Here is a 17985-nt window from a genome sequence, read left to right as displayed (position 1 = left end):
GCCCATGGAGCGGATTAAAAGACTTATTCTGTGGGCGTGGCGGCTTGTCAGCACGCCGGCGGGCACGCTGAGCCTTGGTTTTCTGACGCTCGGCGGTTTCATCGGCGGCGTGATGTTCTGGGGCGCCTTCAATACGGCGCTCGAGATCACCAATACCGAGAAGTTTTGCACCTCCTGTCACGAGATGAAGGACAACGTCTATGAGGAGCTGACGCGCACGATCCACTTCTCCAACCGGTCCGGGGTGCGCGCGTCCTGCCCGGATTGCCACGTGCCGCACCAGTGGACCGACAAGATCGCCCGCAAGATGCAGGCGTCGAAGGAAGTCTGGGGCAAGATCTTCGGGACCATCAACACGCGGCCGAAGTTTCTTGAGAAGCGCCTCGAACTCGCCCAGCACGAATGGGCCCGGCTGAAGGCCAATGACAGCCTGGAATGCCGCAATTGCCATTCCTCCGTTGCCATGGACCTGCAGAAGCAGACGGAGCGTGCCGCCAACATTCACACGCGTTATCTGCTGTCGGGCAAGGCGACCTGCATCGATTGCCACAAGGGCATCGCGCATGAACTGCCCAACATGCAGGGCATCGATCCCGGCTGGAAGATGCCTAGGGAGTTGGAAGGCACAACCACGTCCGGCATGACGCCGATCGACGATCTTCGGCGCGCGATGATGGAGCTTCACGCCAGCAATCTTTGATCGCCGCTTCCGGCAACGCCACGGTGCAGGGATTGATGTTTTTGAGCGTTTCCGGTTTGGACGGACTCGCAGAAACGCTCTAGCACCTTGTTTTACACATTTCCTGACGGAAAACCGCTTCGCACTTTTCCTGGAAATGCTCTAGTCGTTCGGCCGAGTGAAGATGAAAAGGGCCGGGAGCAGCATTGCCCCGCCGACGACTGCCGCGAGCAGCGGGCTCGGCTTGCCGACAATGCAAAAGAAGGCGAAGCTCACGAGCATCAGCACGAGGGCGATGGTCTTTGCCCGGGCCGGTATCGCGCCTTTTTCCCGCCAGAGCCGCAAGGAGGGGCCGAAGCTCGGATGCTCCAGCAGCCAGCGTTCAAGCCTTGGCGAGGCGCGGGCAAACAGGCCCGCCGCCAGCAACAGGAACGGCGTGGTTGGCAGGATCGGCAGAAAGATGCCGGCGACGGCGAAGCCGACCATCAGCCAACCGAGGCCAAGACAGAGCAGCCGAAGGGGAAGGTTCATCTGTGCTCTCCGCGCCAGCTCAGTCTTCCGACACTGTTGCCATCGTCTCGATCTCTGACACGCCCGAAGCAGCGCCTTGCGGCCAGCGCCGAAGCGCTTCCGCCCCCACGTCGGTCAGTGCATAGACGCCGCGATCGACCCGTTCGAACCAGCCATAGACATTGCCCTGCAGGATCTTGGCGGCGTCAGGGGCGGCTTGGCGCAGGTCGCGCGGGCGCATCTGTCCGCTCTGCAAGGCGGCGGCGCAGGCAAGCGCCTGCTGGCGGTAGGCCGTCATGATCGGCGCGCGCGTGCTGCCGCCGAGCGTCGGGTCGCCCTTGCGGCGGTGATGCTCCTTGATGAGGCGTGCCCGCTTTTTCAGGTTCTTGCGCGGCATGGCGGCGGAGGCTGCGACGATGACATCGACCGTGCCGTTGTCGGCAACGGCAAGCATGCCGAACCCGATCCGGCGGCACAGATCGCGAAAGCGCCGGTCGCTCTCGCGGCCCTTGCCCTTGGCCGAGACGCGTGCGGCGATCCAGACTTCGTCACCGGCATTGGCCCGATCCACCGCTTGCAGGACCAGCTCCAGATTGAACGTCAGCTTCAATTCGCAGATGACGACGAGCGGTGGTTCGTCGTCGCTGAGCGCAAGGATATCGCAGCCCCCGACCTCGCCCTTGACGGAGTAACCGGCCTCTTCGAGGAAGCGCTTGATCGGCAGATAGAGTGTTGTCTCCAAGCGGGCGGGTTTCCTCTAGAAGTCGAAGGCGGCTTGCCCCAGCAAGCACGGCCACGTTGTTCATTTCCGCGAAGCAGTGCGGTTGTCCTGACATGCAGATAGTCCTGATGAGGGACTTTGTCATCCTACTCACCGTCCGGACTGCGGTGGTGTGTTGTGCTTCGCCTTAACTTTATGGTGTGCTAATATTGCCTCGGCGGGACGTCTTCGCCGAAGGCGCCTGCAATCCGAGGCTTTGACGACGGTGTTGCGAATCCTCAGCCTGTTGCTTGCCCTGATATCGACGTGCTGGTTTCCAGCGGCGTCCGCGCCAGAAACCGAGCGGGTCGCCTTGGTGCTCAATTTGAAGGGGGCGATCGGTCCGGCAACGGCTGAATACGTCAAACGCGGTTTGCTGCGCGCCAATGACCGGCACCTGCGGCTTGTCATTCTGCAAATGGATACGCCGGGCGGTCTCGATACGTCGATGCGCGAGATCATCCAGGCAATCCTGGCATCAGAGATTCCAGTCGCCAGCTTCGTCGCGCCCAGCGGCGCGCGGGCTGCCAGTGCCGGCACCTATATCCTCTATGCGAGCCATATCGCCGCCATGGCGCCGGGAACCAATCTCGGGGCGGCAACGCCGATTGCCATTGGTGGAGACATGTTTGGTGGACAGGAGGATGAGAGCCCCGGCGGGAACGACAAAGACACCGCCGCCAAACCACCGCAAACCGCGAGCGATGCAAAGCTCGTCAATGATGCCGTCGCCTATATCCGCGGACTGGCCGAGTTGCGTGGCCGTAACGCCGATTGGGCCGAGCGGGCGGTGCGTGAGGCGGCCAGCCTGTCGGCCGTGGCGGCAGTACAACAGAAAGTCGTCGATTTCACTGCCGTTTCCATCGACGACCTGCTGAAGCAGGCGCAGGGGCGGACTGTCCGTGTCGGACAGACGGATGTCACGCTTGAAACGTCGCGGCTTGGCGTGAAGGCTTTTACACCCGACTGGCGCACGCGCCTGCTTTCGGTGATCACCGACCCGAACATCGCGATCATTCTGATGATGGTCGGCATCTATGGACTGATCTTCGAGTTCCTCACGCCCGGATCCGTCGTGCCGGGCACTGTCGGCGGCATATGCCTGCTGCTCGGGCTCTATGCGCTGGCCGTCCTGCCGGTCAGCTATGCCGGCGTCGGCCTGATCCTGCTCGGCATCGGCCTGCTGGTTGCAGAGGCACATTCGCCTTCGTTCGGCGTGCTCGGGACAGGCGGTGCCCTGGCGCTCGTTCTCGGCGCCGCGATCTTTTTCGATACGGACACGCCGGGGCTGGCGGTGTCCTGGCCGTTGCTTGCCGGTGTTGGCATCGCCAGCCTCGGCTTCAGCCTGCTCGTCGGGCGCCTCGCCTTCGGTTCCCGCCGCCGCGCCGTCGTCACCGGAGCTGAGCAGATGATCGGGATCACAGGCAAGATCGATAGTTGGGCTGGTGCCAAGGGCTATGTCATTGCCCACGGCGAGCGCTGGCAGGCCGTCGGCAGCGAGACATTTACAACCGGAGAGAATGTGAAGGTGGTCGGCCGCAACGGGCTGACGCTTGAGGTCGCGCGCGACGAGGCAAAGGCCTGACGCCTGCGGCAAGAGGAGTGGAAATCATGGACATGCTCGGGAGCCTTGCTCCCTATCTGGCGATCCTTTTGTTTTTCCTGATCGTGATCGCTTATGCGATCCGGATCCTGCGTGAATACGAGCGCGGTGTCATCTTTACGCTCGGCCGCTTCACCGGGGTCAAGGGGCCGGGGCTGATCCTGCTTCTCCCCTATGTCCAGCAGATGGTGCGGGTGGATCTCAGAACCCGCGTGCTCGACGTTCCGAGCCAGGACGTGATCTCGCACGACAACGTGTCGGTTCGTGTCAGCGCCGTCATCTACTTCCGGGTGATCGATGCCGAAAAATCGACGATCCAGGTCGAGGACTTCATGATGGCGACGAGCCAGCTCGCCCAGACGACATTGCGCTCGGTGCTCGGCAAGCACGATCTCGACGAAATGCTGGCCGAGCGCGACCGGCTGAACGACGACATCCAGAAGATCCTCGACAGCCAGACCGATGCCTGGGGTATCAAGGTCGCGACCGTCGAGATCAAGCATGTCGACATCAACGAAAGCATGGTGCGCGCCATCGCCCGCCAGGCGGAGGCCGAGCGTGAACGTCGCGCCAAGGTCATCAATGCCGAGGGTGAACAGCAGGCGGCCGCCAAGCTGCTCGAGGCCGCCGAGATCCTTGCCCGGCAGCCGCAAGCCATGCAGTTGCGCTATCTGAGCACCTTGAACGTCATCGCCGGGGAAAAGAATTCGACGATTGTCTTCCCGTTCCCGATGGAGCTCGTCAACCTGCTGACGGCCAAGGCCGACAAGCAGGCGAACTGATCGCGTGTCGGGTCGTTGTGCTCAGGCTGCCTTGCGTTCCAGCTGCGCGACCTTGAGCAGGTCGTCGATAGCGCCGGGTGCTGCGACCAGAACGGCGCTTCCCCGTGTCAGCGCTTCACCCTGCGTCGGGAACGGCAGCGACCAGCCGCCCGCCTCGTTGACCAGGCAATAGCCGGCCAGGCAATCCCAGGCATGCATGTAGGGCTCGTAGTAGCCGACCAGCCGGCCGGCCGCCACATAGGCGATCATCAGTGCACCCGAGCCGTTGCGCATGAAGTTGCCGCCGGCTTCGAGGAGCCGCTCGACGATCCCCGCGACTTCGGCTGGCGTGACATGATTGTTGGCGCCAAGACCGGTCACCGCATCTCGGATCGTCCGCGTCGCGTCGAGGCGCAGGATCTTGCCGTTGAGCGTCGCACCGTGGCCGGCCGCCGCCGCATAAAGTTCGTCGTGGCACGGCGACTGGATCACGCCGATCACCGGCTTGTCGGCATGAAGCACGGCGATCGAGATGCACCAGTTGGGCATGCCGTTGACGAAGGGCGTCGTGCCGTCGATCGGGTCGATTACCCAGGTAAAGCCCGAGGTGCCGCTGACAAGGCCGTGTTCCTCGCCAAGCGCGCCGTCGTCAGGGAACGCAGCGCTGATGCGGTCACGGATCAGCGTTTCGACGTTCCGGTCGGCGATCGAGACGACGTCATGAGCGTCGGCCTTGGTTTCGATCACCAGCGTTTCGCGCCGCAGGAAGTAGTCGTGCGCGAGCCGTCCGGCTTCGCCGGCAATGATCTTGGCGAGCGCGAAGCGGGATTCCAGGCCCGCGATTGGCGATGTCATGCGAAAGGTCCTTCCTGTGTCGGTCTCGAAATCATACGTCAATTAAAGCAAGGCCACGGCTGCGGAAGCCGATAGCAACTTCTGTCGCGGGCGGTAACATCCGCTCGATCGCTTCGTCGACGACGAAGAGCAATCCATTTTGAGTTTCAACTTCATACTCGATGTGACCGCCAAGATAGGCGGCCGTGCTGATGGTTCCGGGAAGCGCTGCGCCCGTCGCCGGCGTCAACGTCACGGCATTGGGGCGCACGGCAAGCTTTGACGGGCCGGGCCGGGCATTGCGCGACGGCAGCCGATGTTCGAGCCCGCCGATGCGGATGGTGGCAAGGCCGGCGTCCGACGCGGTGATTTCGCAAGACAGCACATTGGCTTCGCCCATGAAGTCGGCAATGAAGGCGGACGCCGGCGCTTCGTAAAGCTCGCGCGGCGCGCCCTCCTGGGCGATCTCGCCATCCTTCATCACGATGATCCGGTCGGAGACCGCGAGCGCCTCGTCCTGGTCGTGGGTAACATAGACGGCTGTAAAGCCAAGCCGTTGCTGCAGCTCGCGGATTTCCGTGCGCACACGCCGGCGCAGCCGCGCGTCGAGGTTGGAAAGCGGTTCGTCCAGCAGCAGCACCTGCGGTTCGAGCACCAGCGCGCGCGCCACGGCGACGCGCTGCTGCTGGCCGCCCGACAATTCGGCCGGAAGCCGCTGGCCGAGGCCGCCGAGGCCGACGAGCTTCAAGCCTTCCTCTGCCCGGTCCCGCGCTTCCTTCTTCTTCATGCCCGACGATTCAAGGCCGTAGGCAACGTTGTCGAGCGACGTCATATGCGGAAACAGCGCATAGGACTGGAACACCATCGACACGTCGCGCTCATTGGCCGGCAGCATGGTGACGTCCTTGCCGCCGATCAGGATCCGACCGGCAGACGGATGTTCCAGGCCGGCGAGCATGCGCAGCGTCGTGGTCTTGCCGCAGCCGGATGGGCCGAGCAGGGTGACGAGCGTGCCGGGTTCGATGGTCAGCGAAAGGTCGTGGATGGCGGTGAAGGCGCCGAACTGCTTGCGCACGTTCTGGAAGACGACCGAGCCGGTGCGGGGAGTGCTCATGCGGGGTTCTCCTGAGAAAGGGTCTTGGCGGCGGCGCGGGCCTGAGCCGCGCCGAAGACGCGGTTTTCGCGCCGGAGCTTGCGCTCGCCGACAAGCAATTGCAGTCCGGTGATGACGGTGATCATCACCACGATGAGGGCCGAGGAATAGGCGATCGCCACGCCGAACTCGCCGTTTTCGACAAGCCCGACGATGTAGGACGTCGCCATGTTGTATTCGGCGCTGACGAGGAAGACGACGGCGCTGATCGATGTGATCGCCCGCACGAACGAATAGACGAGGGCAGCGACGATCGCCGGCCGCAACAGCGGCAGGATCACCTTGCGCAGCGTGCGGAAGCTGGTTGCCCGGAGCGTCAGAGAGGCCTCGTCCAGGCTCTTGTCGAGCTGGCTCATTGCCGCGATGCCGCCGCGAACCCCGACCGGCATGTTGCGGAAGACGAAGCAGGCAACGAGGATCAGCGCCGTGCCGGTCATTTCAAGCGGCGGCAGGTTGAAGGCGATGATGTAGCTGATGCCGATGACAGTGCCGGGAATGGCGAAACTCAGCATCAGCGCGAATTCGAACACATCCCGCCCGGCAAAACGCTGCCGAACGATCAGGTAGGCGGTCAACAGACCGACGATCGCCGTCAAGGGCGCAGAGATCAGCGCGATCTCCATCGTCGTCCAGAACGAGTTCCAAGCAACGCCGGTCCAGGCAATGGCGCCGTCGGTGACCGAGATCGAGAAGGCCTTGATATAGTGCTCGAGCGTCAGCGAGTTATCGAGACCCCAGGTCTTCACGAAGCCGCCGAACAGGATCATGCCGTAGACGACGATCGTGAAGATCATCCACGGGATCACCACCGCGTGCACACCGATCGACAGCGACCGGGGCAGCGCGATATGCGAGCCGGAATCCCCCTTGCCGGTCACGGTCGAATAGTTCTTGCCCGCCAGCCAGTAGCGCTGGGCCAGGAAGGCCGACAGGGTGAAGCACAAGAGGATGATGGCAAGCACGGCTGCGCGGGACGGGTCGTTCTGAGCGCCGACGACGGCAAAGAAGATTTCCGTCGAAAGCACGCCGTGGCTGCCGCCGAGCACCAGCGGATTGCCGAAATCGGCCATGCTCTCGATGAAACCGATCAGAAAGGCATTGGCAAGGCCCGGCTTCATCAGCGGCAGCGAGACGTGCCAGAATGTCCGCCAGCGGTCGGCGCGCAAGGTCTGTGACGCCTCTTCCATCGACGGGCTGACGCCCTCGACGACGCCGATCAGCACGAGGAACGAAATCGGGGTGAAGGACAGGACCTGAGCGATCCAGATGCCTGTGAGGCCGTAGAGCCAGCGTCCCGGCTCGATGCCGAAGGCATCCGACAGGAACTCGGTGATGACGCCGGCGCGGCCGAAGAGCAGGGTCAGCGCCAGACCGATGACGAAGGGCGGCGTGATGATCGGCAGGACCGTCAACAGGCGCATGCCCTTCTTGAAGGGAAAGCGGGTCCGGGTTGCGACCAGCGCGAAGGCAAGGCCGAGCAGGGTCGAACCGGATGCGGTCATCAGCGCCAGCCACAGCGTGCGCCAGGCAACGCCGCAGCGCTCGCCGCCCGAGACGCAGCCAAGGCTCCAGATCGAGCCGTCCTGAATGTTGCGCAGGAAGCCATCCGGCTTGAACGAACCGTCGAAATCCTGGACGGAGGCCGCAAACATGCTGCCGACGGGATAGAAGACGAAGACGACGACGAGGCAGACCAGCAGCGAAATCGAAGCGACGATGAAGGCATCGCCCTTCATGACGCCGCGCTCGGCGAGCCCGAAAGCGAAAATGAGGATGAAGGCGAGGGACGCGACAACGGCCCCGGCACCCATGGAGGGCTGTCCATCGGCGAGCGGGCCGAAGAGGGTTTCGCTGATTGTCCAGGTCCAACCGGTAAAGCCGATCGCCAGACCCTGGAGAGCAATGAACAGGAGGCCAGTTGCACCGGCCAGCGCCAGCAGCAGACCGCGGCGATCCGGGTCCCGGATGAACCGCGCGGCCGCGCAGACGCCGAGAAGCAGGAGCGCGACCGCAAGCCATGGACGACCGTGGGCAAGGATCTGAGCAAGGCCGGGTGCCACGGCAGCGTCGGAAGGAAAGCTGGAAAGCCAGCCAAGGCCGAAGAAGCCTCCTTCGATACGGTACCAGGGCACGAGCAGAAATGCGGCCAGTCCTAGCCCGAGCGTGAGGTCGAGCCTACGGTTGCGATGTTCCATCACGGTCCTCGCGTCTCTTCACTATTGGAATGTCGATCATGGTGCAGGGCCTGCTGGCGAGAGCCGGAGACACCTGCGGTCTTTCGAGGTGCCGTCGACCGGATCGTTCGATCCGGTCGACGGCAAACCGAATGGCGTCAGTTGGCGTTGGCACCAACCTCGCGGTCCCAGCGCTCGAGCAGAGCCTTGCGCTTTTCGGAATCGCCATAGGTGGCGAAGTCGTAGTCGATCAGCTTGATGTCCTCGAACTTCGGCGCTTCCTTCGGCACTTCCGCGCTCTTGTTGGATGGCAGCTGGAAGGACTTGGCGTCCTTCATGCGCGACTGAACTTCAGGTTTCAGTGCCCAGTCGTACCAGATTTTGGCATTGTCCAGATTCTTGGCGCCGCGGATGATCGACATCGAGCCGATTTCGTAGCCGGTGCCTTCGCAAGGTGCGATCGCCTTGATCGGGAAGCCTTCGGCTGTCTGCGCGACGGCGTCGTGCATGAAGACGATGCCGAGGCCGGCTTCGCCGCGCGCGGCCGATTTGACCGGTGCCGAACCCGACTTGGTGTATTGCGCGACGTTGGCGTTGAGTTTCTTCAGGTAGTCGAACGCCTGGTCTTCACCCATGATCTGCACCAGCGATGCGAGTGCCGTATAGGCCGTGCCCGACGAGTTCGGGTTGGCCATCTGGATCTCGCCCTTGAGCGACGCGTCCAGCAGGTCGGCCCAGCACTTGGGCTCCTTGAAGCCCTTCTTCTGGAAGATTTCGGTGTTGTATCCCCAGCCGAGCGCGCCGGCATAGACGCCGACCGTGCGGAACCCCGAGCCTTCGGCCTGCTTCTTGGCCCAATCCTGCAGTTGATCGAGCATCGGCGACTTGTATTCGAGCGTCAGCCCGTCGGATGCGGCCTGCAGATGCGGGTCGCCGGTGCCGGCCCACCAGATATCCGTCTTGGGGTTGCGCGCTTCTGCGCGCACTTTGGCATAGGTCTCGCCGGAAGACAGGCGAACCATGTTGACCTTGATCCCGCTTTCCTTCTCGAAATCGGCGGTCATCTGCTCGCATATGACGACGTCCGCAGAGCAAATCAGATTGAGACTGCCTGCCGCCTGCGCCTGAGACGCTGCGAATGCTAGGCCGGTTGCGGCAAGCGCGACCGAAATGGATACAGCTTTCATAACTTCCTCCCAATGGTGCGATGCCTCCACATCGCAGTAATGCAAGCGCGTGCAAGGTGTCACAGGGATCGGAATGTTGTCAATCCGACTTCGACCGAAAGTGGAAAGTTTAATCGATTGGCTTTGCGCAAGCTTGCACAGGCCTGATATTTGTTGCAAGAAGTTTGCAAGGCCGTGCAATAGTGGGTCACGATGAGCGACAAGATATTCGTCAGTGCAGAGGAAGTGGCAAGGAAGGCCGGCGTATCGCGCTCCGCCGTTTCGCGCGCGTTCACAGCGGGTGCCAGCATCGCGCCGGAGACGCGCCGCAAGGTCATGGAGGCGGCCGAAGCGCTCGGTTATCACGTCAATCACCTTGCAAGGGGATTGATGCGCAACGAAAGCGGCATCGTTTGCCTCGTCGTTTCCGACATGGGCACGCCCTATCGTTCGGCGCTGATCAAGGCGCTGACACAGCAACTGCAGAATGCCGGCAAGATCGCGATGATCGTCAATACCGATCGCTCCGACGAACGCGTCGACATGGCCTTGCGCCAGGCGATCCGGTATCGCGCCGATGCCTCGATCGTGCTGTCGGGCATGCCGGACAAGTCGCTCGTCGATCTCTGCGTCAGAAACGGCCAGCGGCTGGTTCTGATCAATCGCGACGACGAGCATCAAGGCCCGCTCAGAATTAACCTCGACGACGATGATACGGCGCAAAGCGTCGTGACGGCGTTCCTGCGGGCCGGCTGTCGCCGGCTCGCCTTCGCCAATTCGGAAGCCGGGACACCGAGCCTCATGACACGCGAAGTGGGCTTTGTCGCAGCGGCGCGGGAACAGGGGCTCGATGTGACCGTCGAGCGCTTCGGCCCGACCGGTTATGAAAGCGGCAAGGTCCTGGCGCAGCGGTTGATGACCCGTCGCGAGCGTCCGGATGCGGTCTTTTGCGTTACCGATCTTGTCGCGCTCGGCTTCATGGATGCGGCCCGGCATCAGTTTTCGCTGTCGATCCCGGAGGATCTCTGTGTCGTCGGCTTCGACGATATTCCACAGGCCGCCTGGAGCTCCTACGACCTGACCACGTTCGCCCAGCCGATCGAGGAGATCGCGGCGGCAGCGGTTGCGTGGCTGATGAGCGAGGACGTCGGGCAATCGCAATCATTGCGGCTCAACGCCCCCTTCGTCTGGCGCCGGTCGGTGCGCAGCGCCTGATCAAACGCCAAGCGGCCGGCGGCAAGGTTGCCGCCGATCTCAGGCTTCGATGGGGCGTCGGTCACGCGTCAGCGCGGCATCGATGCGCGCGCCTTGGGCTGCAAACACGGACCATAGCCACAGCATGATCCAGAGCATCAGCAACCAGGCGAGCACGACATCCGAGAGAAAATGCGCGCCGAAGGCGATACGGTTGAGCGAAAAGACGAGCACGACAGGCACCAGAGCTGCGACCGCCTTCCAACGCCAAGCGGGGGGCAGGAAGAATGCCAAGGCGATCAAGGCAATCGCTGTCGCCGATTCGCCAGACGCAAACGAACAACTGCGCGAGCACGCGCCGGAAACCTGCCAGGCGGGTGTAAATGGCAGCGTTCCGCCGAACTCGATGATCTCGGAAGGACGGGCACGGCCGACCAACCTTTTCAGAAGCTGGATGATCAGCCCTGGGCCGAGTGCATAGAACGTCAGGAAAAACAATATTTTATGCGGACGTGGCAGCCATGCGCGCGGCCGACGCATCTGCCCAGCAAGCATGACCGCGAGGGCGGGCAGGAGCAAAATCGGGATCAGGCGGTTGAAGTCACGCAGCAGACGCAGTGCGTGCTCCCGCGACAACGGAAAGTCTGCGTTGCCTGCCGCCGCCCAGCGTGACACGGCCAGATCGATGCCGGGAAAAGCCATGAACACGAAGCCCGCAAATATCGTTGCCGAAGCGGCCGTCTGAACCGGGTGTCGGCAGATGTGGGCCTGCAATCGGGCTGGCCATGTCAGGGGATTGGCAACCCGCCACCAATGGCCGGCAGCTGGTGTCGTGATGGATTGCAGGATGCTGGACATTCCGAACGCTCGCGATGGGAAAACAGGAGGAGGCGAGCGCGAGAATTGCTGGTGACTGTCAAGGATGGGCGGGTAACTGGAGAAGGCTCGGAGCGGAAGACGCATCGGTCTTCCGCGTACGGCGCCAAGCTGTCGGGCAGCGTTTTCCGCCCGCCCATCGTTGCGGACCCGGATGCGGAGGAGGTGCTACGCGGCACCTTCGCATAGGAGAGGGCGGGTGACCGTTCGGATCGCCGCCCGCCGCGGAGAACGGGTTCAAGCCGCGGCGTCGGGTCGCTGTTCCTCTGTCTCCAGGTAAGCCGCAATCTCGGCCTCGGCAACGCATGCGCCATCGACGCGTGCCTCGCCGCGATAGCGCCAGACATTGCGACGATAGGCGAGCTTCGTCAGGTGATACTCGATGACGTCACCCGGGCGAACGGGCTTGCGAAATCGGGCCTTGTCCACCGTCAGCATGTAGATGATCTTTGGCGTCAAACCCACGGCAAGCTTGGCGGCCGCACACATGACACCGGCAGTTTGCGCCATGCCCTCGATGATCAGCGCCCCGGGAAAGACCGGATTGCCAGGGAAGTGCCCCTGGAACTGCGGTTCGTTCATTGAAACGTTCTTAATCCCAATGCCGCTTTCTTCGCCGCGGATCGAAACTAGCCTGTCGATCAGCAGAAAGGGGTAACGATGCGGGATACATTGCAAGATCTTGCCGATATCGGCTGACGTCAGTTCGCTCGTTTCAACAGGCATGAGAATTCCCCTCTTGGGTTTGCTTGCGGCCCTGCGCGAGCCATCGTACGAAAAGCGTCAGCGCCGCTTGCTTGGCCGGGATCGCGAAGGCTTTCCGGAGCGTTGGTTATGTCGGTCAGTGGAATCTGGGATGAAGCCGCAAAATCGGCATTCGAGGGCACATACACCGTGCGTTCGACACTCGATCCGACGGTGGCAGGCGGACACTCGACGCGATTTGTCAAGAAATGGCGGAGAAACGAAGAACGCTTGATGCGGAACGGTCGGCGATGGTGTCCAGCGCTGCCCGGATGAATTGCAACCCGAATTTTTTCATCCCATAAGCTCGTTGCCACAACACATGCGCGAGGAGTTTGCAGATGGTCGACAAGGGTCTCATCCTTTTGGTCGAGGACGAGCCGGAGATCGCGCAGATCCTCGATGCTTACCTCGTGCGTGACGGCTTCAGGACGGTACGGGCGGCGGACGGCGAAACCGCGCTCACCCATCATTCCGTGCTTTCGCCTGATCTCGTTCTCCTCGACGTGCGCATCCCGCGGCTCGACGGTTTCGAGGTGCTGGCGCGCATCCGCCGCGAGAGCAACACGCCGACGATCATGGTGACGGCATTGGCCGAGGATCTCGATCGGCTGGCGGGGCTGAGGCTCGGTGCGGACGACTATGTCGTCAAGCCGTTCAACCCGCAGGAGGTCGTGGCCCGCGTCAATGCAGTTCTGCGGCGGACGCGAAACGGCGCCGGCGCCACGGTGCTGCGCTTCGAAAATGTCGAGGTCGATCTCGATGCGCATGCGGCCTTTGTCGAAACCACAGGCAAGCGCCAGTCCCTGCCGCTGACACTCAGCGAGTTTCGTATCCTGGCCCATATGATCCGACGCCCGACGCATGCCTTCGAGCGAGCCGACATTCTCGATGCCTGCCTTCCCGACAGTGACGCGCTGGCGCGAACGGTCGACACCCATGTCGCCAACCTTCGGCGCAAACTCGAGGATCTCGGCGCCTGCGGTTTCTTCTCCGCGGTTCGCGGCGTCGGCTACCGGTTCGTGGAGCCGAGATGAAGATCAGAATGTCGCGAATGCCGCTCAGTCTTCTCACCGCCATGACAACGGCGATCCTTCTCGTGGTGAGTGTCTGTATCGTCTATTTCGGCGTCAGCTGGATGGAATCGGATCTTGAGCAGCGTCTGCTCGATGAACTGCCGCCCGGTGCCGCGCAGGCTTACAACGATATCAATGCAGGCCGCATGCCCCAGGACGGACATCTTCGTGCCCTGGTCAACAACATTCCACGAATACAGGAATGGGGAGAGCGGGAGGTCGATATCTCGATCATAACCTTTGGAGCCATCGCTGCGGCAACCTGCAGCCTGATCGGCTACTGGCTTGCCCGCAAGATCAGCCGTCCCTTGGAACTGCTGGCGCAGGCGACCGAAGACCTACGTGCCGGCGATTTCGCAGTTCGCGTCGGCTCCGTCAGGAAGGGGGCGAAAGAAGTGGCGACGTTGATGAAAACGTTCGATGAACTGGCGGCAGAGCTCGAAAGCATGGAAAGCCGACTGCGCTTCAACACGATGGCGGTGGCCCATGAGCTGCGTACGCCGTTGACGATCCTGCAAGGCAACCTGCAAGGGATGGCCGATGGCGTCTTTCCGCTGGAGCAGGAGCGCGTGCGACAGCTGCTCGTGCAAGTCGAAGGCCTGTCCGCCCTGGTCGAGGATTTGCGCACACTCTCGCTTGCCGCAGGCCAGAAGCTCGTCACGCAGCGCGGCGCCGTCGATCTCGCGGCCGAGGCGACGCAGGTTCTCGGCGCGTCCCGCACGATCCTTGCATCTGCCGGGCTCTCGCTTGAGGTGGCACTTGCACCGGCGTTGGTGTCCGGCGATTCCCAGCGCCTGCGGCAGGCATTGCTTGCGCTCGTCGAAAATGCCTGTCGCTATGCGTCATCGGGCGGCGTTCTTCGGTGCGAGACCGGCGCGCGCGGCGCGGACGAGGCCTTCATCCGGGTGCTTGATCGCGGGCCCGGGCTTCCGGACGATGTATCGACGCACTCGATCGACCTGTTCTGGCGCGGGGACGCGTCCCGTTCGCGGGCAACCGGCGGGACCGGTCTTGGCCTCTCCGTCGTGCAGGCGATTGCCAAGGCCCATGGCGGCCGGCTGGAATTCGCAGCGCGCCCCGGCGGCGGAGCGATGATCACGATTATGCTGCCGCGCGAAAGCGCCGCCTGAGCATAACCAACATCCGTTTCGAAGGGGCCTTACCAGGCCCTCGGCAGCGCGCGGCAACAGCCGCGCGTCGGCATTGCAGATGCTCGCAGTCCGCTCCGCCAAGGGGTGCTCGTTTCCCGATCACATCTCCGCATTTCCTTGACAAACAGGAGGCAAACCCAGCGATGCCGGATATCCCGGCGGTGCTTGGACAAGCATTTGCTTTCAAGGAATTACGCCATGTCCCTGGAAGGTCGTTTGCCGCAATACAGCGCTCGATCGGACTTGCCATCGCTGCCCAACGGCGGTGGTGAGAGAGTTGAAACCCAGCCGGCATCTGTCGGCTTCGTCGCCGCCGCCAACATGCCGGAGCGTGGCCGGTCGGGCCGTCAGATCCTGTGGCAGGTTCTCAAGCTTGGCGGGCGGCTGACGTTGAAGCGCGCGGTGGTGTTCTCGATGCGTCTCGCCCGCCACCCGGTGCTAACGACCCGATGGCTCACTTTTCTCGGCGCGTTCGGCGACCGCTACAAATTGGGTCTTCCGCACGACGATCTCATTCGCAAGTCGGTACCGACATTTCTGCTGCACGGTGCTCGATCAAGTCAGCGGCTTGAACTGCTGACGAACCATTTCGATGTTGCGAGCGAAGTCCTGTCGCGCCGTTCGCTGATGGCGCTTTGGCGCGGTACATCGATGGAGATGGGAACGGTCGGCGGGCGCGGTGAAAATTACCGTGTCCAGTTGCTGTTGGCCGACCATTGCGGTGGGCGCCACGAGGGCGCCTTTGCGATCAGGCTTAGCCGCCAAAGCGATCGTTATGCGCTTTGCACGGTGAGTTTCGCCTTCGTGCGCTGCGATGATGACGCCTATAGCCTGGTGATCGGCGGCATGCAGGGGCCGCGCGGAGGCGATGGCAAGCGGGCGCTGATCACCGCCACCCGCGACCTCGGTGGCTTACGGCCGAAAGACGCCGTTCTGCTGACGCTGCAGGGGCTCGCCTCCGAGGGCAACGCAAAGCACATCTATGCCGTTTCCAACGACAGGCACGTGATCAATCGCCGCCGGCGTAAACGTCGGCGGATGATGGTTGCCGATCTCGATGCCTACTGGGCAGACAGAGGCGGTGAACCGTCCGATCCCTTCGGCTTCAGCCTGCCGATCGGCGAGGGCACGTCTGCGCGGGACGGCAACAGGCGTGACCAGAGCAAGCGTGCGTTTCGCGACATCGGCGCATGGTTTTATTGATTGTCGGCTGACGCTCCCCAAGACAAGTCACGTTTTCGGGCATGCTGCTACGGCGCCGCGTTTGTCCGGACGGCGTCGCGATGAAGTTGCGCTTTTCGGATCTTGGTGAAGTCGTTACTGAGGCCGCTGCCACCAAGATCAAACGCGCGGATGCCCTCATGGGGTGTGTCATCGCGGCGCTACACTAATCTGCCCGTTGCAAGTTATGCTGATTATGATTCGAGACTGCAGCTGGAGGTAACGCGTGACGAGAGCCGCGACCAAAAAGAACAAGCCGCACACAGGCGGATGCCTATGCGGAGCAATCCGGTTCGAGGCGAAAGGGCCGGCCGGAAAACCGCACACCTGCTCCTGCAAACTGTGCCAAAGGCACTCGGGCGCGCTAACCGTCGCCTGGGTCGAATTCCCAAGCGATGCCGTTGCCTGGACGGGGCCTGGCGGAGTGCCCTCGACCTATCGCTCGTCAGACTATTCCAGCCGGGCCTTCTGCGGCACCTGCGGCAGCACGATCGGCGCAATAGACGATGCGCCCGTCGTGGCATTGATGCTCGGGTGCTTCGACAAGACCAGCGCTGCCGAACTCATCCCGGTCTCGCACAGCTACCGTGGCGGACGCCCGAAATGGTGGCATGTCGAATGCGTCAGGCCGGCGGCCGAATAGGCTGCGCCAGCGCGGCCTTCTTCCGGTGAAGCGCTAGAGCGCTTCACCTTTAAACGGAAGCGATTCTGTTGGCTCAAAACGGCCGCTCCACACGAAGGATGGCGCAGAGCGCTGCCAGTCCATCGGGCAAGCCATCCGACACAGTGGGCGGCCGTTTTGAGCCAACCCGAAGGGCCGGATGAATTTCGGCCATTACCGGCGGCGGCCGTCTCGACCGCAGCTTCTGCTGCGCTCCTCACCAACCGCCTTGGTCCTGGCCGAAGTTCCTTCCGGCAGAATGCTTCCGTTTAAAGGTGAAGCGCTCTAGATGAGGTTCACGACGACCGAGCCGATTGCCACTGCGCCGAAGGCGATCAACACGAGGCCCGAAAGACGTGAGACCCACGTGACGAAACTGTCGGGCAGGCGTGCCCGGGCAAGGGAAATCCCGCCGCTGAGAAGCATCCACCAGGCAAGCGAACCGAGGAAAACACCGGCAACGACGATGGCGGCGTCGGCAAGCCCGCCTGTCTTCGCCAGGCCAAGGACCGCAAAGAACGCCGCAAAGGACAGGATCGTCAGCGGGTTGGCGATGGTCAGCAGGAAGGTGGCAGCGGTCGTCTGGACGAGATCGCGCCCACCGACCTTGGCCGCGGCTGCGACCGGACTTGGCTGCAGCCCGCGCCATCCGAGCCAGATCATGAAGGCGCCACCCGCGAGGCTGAGGGGTGTGGACACCGTCGCGAGCAGGGTCGCAAAAGCGGCAAAGCCGGCGGCCGCCAAGAGTGCGTAGCTGGCGTCGGCAAGCGCCGTCCCCAATCCGCCGGCGACGCCGGCCCAGAAGCCGCGTTCGAGCGTGCGGTTGATGCACAAGACGCCGATCGGGCCGAGGGGAGCGGCAATGGCGAGGCCGAGCAGCAGACCTTTTGCGAACAACAATGCAGACATCGCTCAGCGCTCCGGGCTGGTGAACTGGGTTTCCCTGACGGTCGACAAGGCAATCACTGTCTCGCTGCGGGCGAGAAAGCGGCGACGCTTGAGCTCGGCCAGAAAAGGCTCGATATCGCCAAGCGACGGCATGCGCACCTTGACGCAATAGGACCAGGCGCCGGTGACGTGGTGACATTCCGCGACGGAAGGGTGACCGGCCATGAAGGTGCGAAAGGCTTCTTCATCCGCATCCGGGGAAAGCCCGACCCAGACGAAGGCGAGCACGTCGAGCCCGAGCGCGCGATGGTCGGCGTCAATGGTGAAGCGGCGGATCACCCCGCTCGCAACGAGCCGGCGGATGCGCTCGTTGACCGAGGACGGCGACAGTTCCACGGCCGCACCTATATCGGTCAGCGACCTGCGGGAGTCCTGCGCGAGAATTCCAATGATTTTTCTGTCGATCTCATCCATTTCCAATGAATACGTGGAAATATTGCGTATGTACAGATGAATCGCTTGTAGTTGTGCGTT

Annotated in this window: 18 protein-coding genes; 8 read left to right on the top strand and 10 right to left on the bottom strand. The window is 62.8% G+C overall.

Annotated elements, in window-relative coordinates; translation table 11 throughout:
• Positions 1-4 precede the first annotated feature (4 nt).
• The gene (locus HT585_RS24990; RefSeq protein WP_176355506.1) at positions 5-700 is read left to right on the top strand and encodes a NapC/NirT family cytochrome c; all 696 of its coding nucleotides are present in this window, start codon (positions 5-7) and stop codon (positions 698-700) included.
• Positions 701-841: 141 nt separating this feature from the next.
• Here the strand turns inward: HT585_RS24990 and HT585_RS24985 are convergent, their stop codons facing one another.
• Positions 842-1210 (bottom strand): YbaN family protein, encoded by a 369-nt coding sequence (locus HT585_RS24985; protein ID WP_176355505.1) that lies wholly within the window; start codon positions 1208-1210, stop codon positions 842-844.
• 19 nt (positions 1211-1229) lie between these two features.
• Positions 1230-1931 carry a DUF2161 domain-containing phosphodiesterase gene (locus HT585_RS24980; RefSeq protein WP_176355504.1) on the bottom strand — a complete coding sequence of 234 codons (702 nt, stop codon included), beginning with the start codon at positions 1929-1931 and terminating at the stop codon, positions 1230-1232.
• Between the two features lie 244 nt (positions 1932-2175).
• Here HT585_RS24980 and HT585_RS24975 point away from each other — a divergent pair, with 244 nt between their 5' ends.
• Entirely contained in the window at positions 2176-3534 is a 1359-nt protein-coding gene (locus tag HT585_RS24975; protein ID WP_176355503.1) for an NfeD family protein, read from the top strand.
• Between the two features lie 26 nt (positions 3535-3560).
• Positions 3561-4334, top strand: a complete 774-nt coding sequence (locus tag HT585_RS24970) for a slipin family protein (protein ID WP_176355502.1) — start codon at positions 3561-3563, stop codon at positions 4332-4334.
• A gap of 21 nt (positions 4335-4355) precedes the next feature.
• Here HT585_RS24970 and HT585_RS24965 read toward each other — a convergent pair whose 3' ends face one another.
• The 4 genes from HT585_RS24965 to HT585_RS24950 form a co-directional block, all read right to left on the bottom strand.
• Positions 4356-5168, bottom strand: coding sequence for an inositol monophosphatase family protein (locus HT585_RS24965; RefSeq protein ID WP_176355501.1), 813 nt, complete (start codon positions 5166-5168; stop codon positions 4356-4358).
• A 31-nt stretch (positions 5169-5199) separates the two neighbouring features.
• Positions 5200-6261 (bottom strand): ABC transporter ATP-binding protein, encoded by a 1062-nt coding sequence (locus tag HT585_RS24960; RefSeq protein WP_176355500.1) that lies wholly within the window; start codon positions 6259-6261, stop codon positions 5200-5202.
• Complete coding sequence (locus HT585_RS24955) at positions 6258-8495, bottom strand: ABC transporter permease (RefSeq protein ID WP_176355499.1); 2238 nt, start codon at positions 8493-8495, stop codon at positions 6258-6260. The genes HT585_RS24960 and HT585_RS24955 overlap by 4 nt, the downstream gene beginning before the upstream one ends.
• A 137-nt stretch (positions 8496-8632) precedes the next feature.
• The gene (locus HT585_RS24950; RefSeq protein ID WP_176355498.1) at positions 8633-9661 is read right to left on the bottom strand and encodes an ABC transporter substrate-binding protein; all 1029 of its coding nucleotides are present in this window, start codon (positions 9659-9661) and stop codon (positions 8633-8635) included.
• A 192-nt stretch (positions 9662-9853) separates the two neighbouring features.
• On the opposite strand from HT585_RS24950, the gene HT585_RS24945 reads away from it, so the two are divergent.
• Positions 9854-10855 (top strand): LacI family DNA-binding transcriptional regulator, encoded by a 1002-nt coding sequence (locus tag HT585_RS24945; protein WP_176355497.1) that lies wholly within the window; start codon positions 9854-9856, stop codon positions 10853-10855.
• Between the two features lie 39 nt (positions 10856-10894).
• Here the strand turns inward: HT585_RS24945 and HT585_RS24940 are convergent, their stop codons facing one another.
• Positions 10895-11692 (bottom strand): phosphatase PAP2 family protein, encoded by a 798-nt coding sequence (locus HT585_RS24940; protein ID WP_176355496.1) that lies wholly within the window; start codon positions 11690-11692, stop codon positions 10895-10897.
• A 255-nt stretch (positions 11693-11947) separates the two neighbouring features.
• Positions 11948-12436 (bottom strand): 3-hydroxyacyl-ACP dehydratase FabZ, encoded by a 489-nt coding sequence (gene fabZ, locus HT585_RS24935; protein ID WP_176355495.1) that lies wholly within the window; start codon positions 12434-12436, stop codon positions 11948-11950.
• 359 nt (positions 12437-12795) lie between these two features.
• Here fabZ and HT585_RS24930 point away from each other — a divergent pair, with 359 nt between their 5' ends.
• The 4 genes from HT585_RS24930 to HT585_RS24915 all read left to right on the top strand — a co-directional run bounded on the left by HT585_RS24930 (position 12796) and on the right by HT585_RS24915 (position 16545).
• The gene (locus HT585_RS24930; protein ID WP_173423182.1) at positions 12796-13491 is read left to right on the top strand and encodes a response regulator; all 696 of its coding nucleotides are present in this window, start codon (positions 12796-12798) and stop codon (positions 13489-13491) included.
• Positions 13488-14660 carry an ATP-binding protein gene (locus tag HT585_RS24925; RefSeq protein ID WP_176355494.1) on the top strand — a complete coding sequence of 391 codons (1173 nt, stop codon included), beginning with the start codon at positions 13488-13490 and terminating at the stop codon, positions 14658-14660. Before HT585_RS24930 ends, HT585_RS24925 begins: the two co-directional genes overlap by 4 nt.
• 219 nt (positions 14661-14879) lie before the next feature.
• Positions 14880-15884 carry a DUF535 family protein gene (locus HT585_RS24920; protein WP_176355493.1) on the top strand — a complete coding sequence of 335 codons (1005 nt, stop codon included), beginning with the start codon at positions 14880-14882 and terminating at the stop codon, positions 15882-15884.
• A gap of 244 nt (positions 15885-16128) precedes the next feature.
• The gene (locus HT585_RS24915; protein WP_176355492.1) at positions 16129-16545 is read left to right on the top strand and encodes a GFA family protein; all 417 of its coding nucleotides are present in this window, start codon (positions 16129-16131) and stop codon (positions 16543-16545) included.
• Between the two features lie 303 nt (positions 16546-16848).
• Here the strand turns inward: HT585_RS24915 and HT585_RS24910 are convergent, their stop codons facing one another.
• Positions 16849-17472 carry a LysE family translocator gene (locus HT585_RS24910; RefSeq protein ID WP_176355491.1) on the bottom strand — a complete coding sequence of 208 codons (624 nt, stop codon included), beginning with the start codon at positions 17470-17472 and terminating at the stop codon, positions 16849-16851.
• Between the two features lie 3 nt (positions 17473-17475).
• On the bottom strand, positions 17476-17925 hold the full coding sequence (locus HT585_RS24905; protein WP_176355490.1) for an Lrp/AsnC family transcriptional regulator: 450 nt from the start codon (positions 17923-17925) through the stop codon (positions 17476-17478).
• Positions 17926-17985 lie beyond the last annotated feature (60 nt).

The organism is Ensifer oleiphilus (assembly GCF_013371465.1).
GTDB lineage: Bacteria > Pseudomonadota > Alphaproteobacteria > Rhizobiales > Rhizobiaceae > Ensifer > Ensifer oleiphilus.
The sequence above is the reverse complement of the archived record's forward strand: the minus strand, read 5'-3'. Positions and strand labels throughout refer to the sequence as shown.

Bases quoted from the DNA above. Each gene is read 5' to 3' on its own strand.
- HT585_RS24925 (WP_176355494.1), top strand. From the start codon at position 13,488: ATGAAGATCAGAATGTCGCGAATGCCGCTCAGTCTTCTCACCGCCATG.
- HT585_RS24970 (WP_176355502.1), top strand. From the start codon at position 3,561: ATGGACATGCTCGGGAGCCTTGCTCCCTATCTGGCGATCCTTTTGTTT.
- HT585_RS24955 (WP_176355499.1), bottom strand. From the start codon at position 8,495: ATGGAACATCGCAACCGTAGGCTCGACCTCACGCTCGGGCTAGGACTG.
- HT585_RS24965 (WP_176355501.1), bottom strand. From the start codon at position 5,168: ATGACATCGCCAATCGCGGGCCTGGAATCCCGCTTCGCGCTCGCCAAG.
- HT585_RS24960 (WP_176355500.1), bottom strand. From the start codon at position 6,261: ATGAGCACTCCCCGCACCGGCTCGGTCGTCTTCCAGAACGTGCGCAAG.
- HT585_RS24920 (WP_176355493.1), top strand. From the start codon at position 14,880: ATGTCCCTGGAAGGTCGTTTGCCGCAATACAGCGCTCGATCGGACTTG.
- HT585_RS24905 (WP_176355490.1), bottom strand. From the start codon at position 17,925: ATGGATGAGATCGACAGAAAAATCATTGGAATTCTCGCGCAGGACTCC.
- HT585_RS24945 (WP_176355497.1), top strand. From the start codon at position 9,854: ATGAGCGACAAGATATTCGTCAGTGCAGAGGAAGTGGCAAGGAAGGCC.
- HT585_RS24910 (WP_176355491.1), bottom strand. From the start codon at position 17,472: ATGTCTGCATTGTTGTTCGCAAAAGGTCTGCTGCTCGGCCTCGCCATT.
- fabZ (WP_176355495.1), bottom strand. From the start codon at position 12,436: ATGCCTGTTGAAACGAGCGAACTGACGTCAGCCGATATCGGCAAGATC.
- HT585_RS24950 (WP_176355498.1), bottom strand. From the start codon at position 9,661: ATGAAAGCTGTATCCATTTCGGTCGCGCTTGCCGCAACCGGCCTAGCA.
- HT585_RS24940 (WP_176355496.1), bottom strand. From the start codon at position 11,692: ATGTCCAGCATCCTGCAATCCATCACGACACCAGCTGCCGGCCATTGG.
- HT585_RS24990 (WP_176355506.1), top strand. From the start codon at position 5: ATGGAGCGGATTAAAAGACTTATTCTGTGGGCGTGGCGGCTTGTCAGC.
- HT585_RS24930 (WP_173423182.1), top strand. From the start codon at position 12,796: ATGGTCGACAAGGGTCTCATCCTTTTGGTCGAGGACGAGCCGGAGATC.
- HT585_RS24985 (WP_176355505.1), bottom strand. From the start codon at position 1,210: ATGAACCTTCCCCTTCGGCTGCTCTGTCTTGGCCTCGGTTGGCTGATG.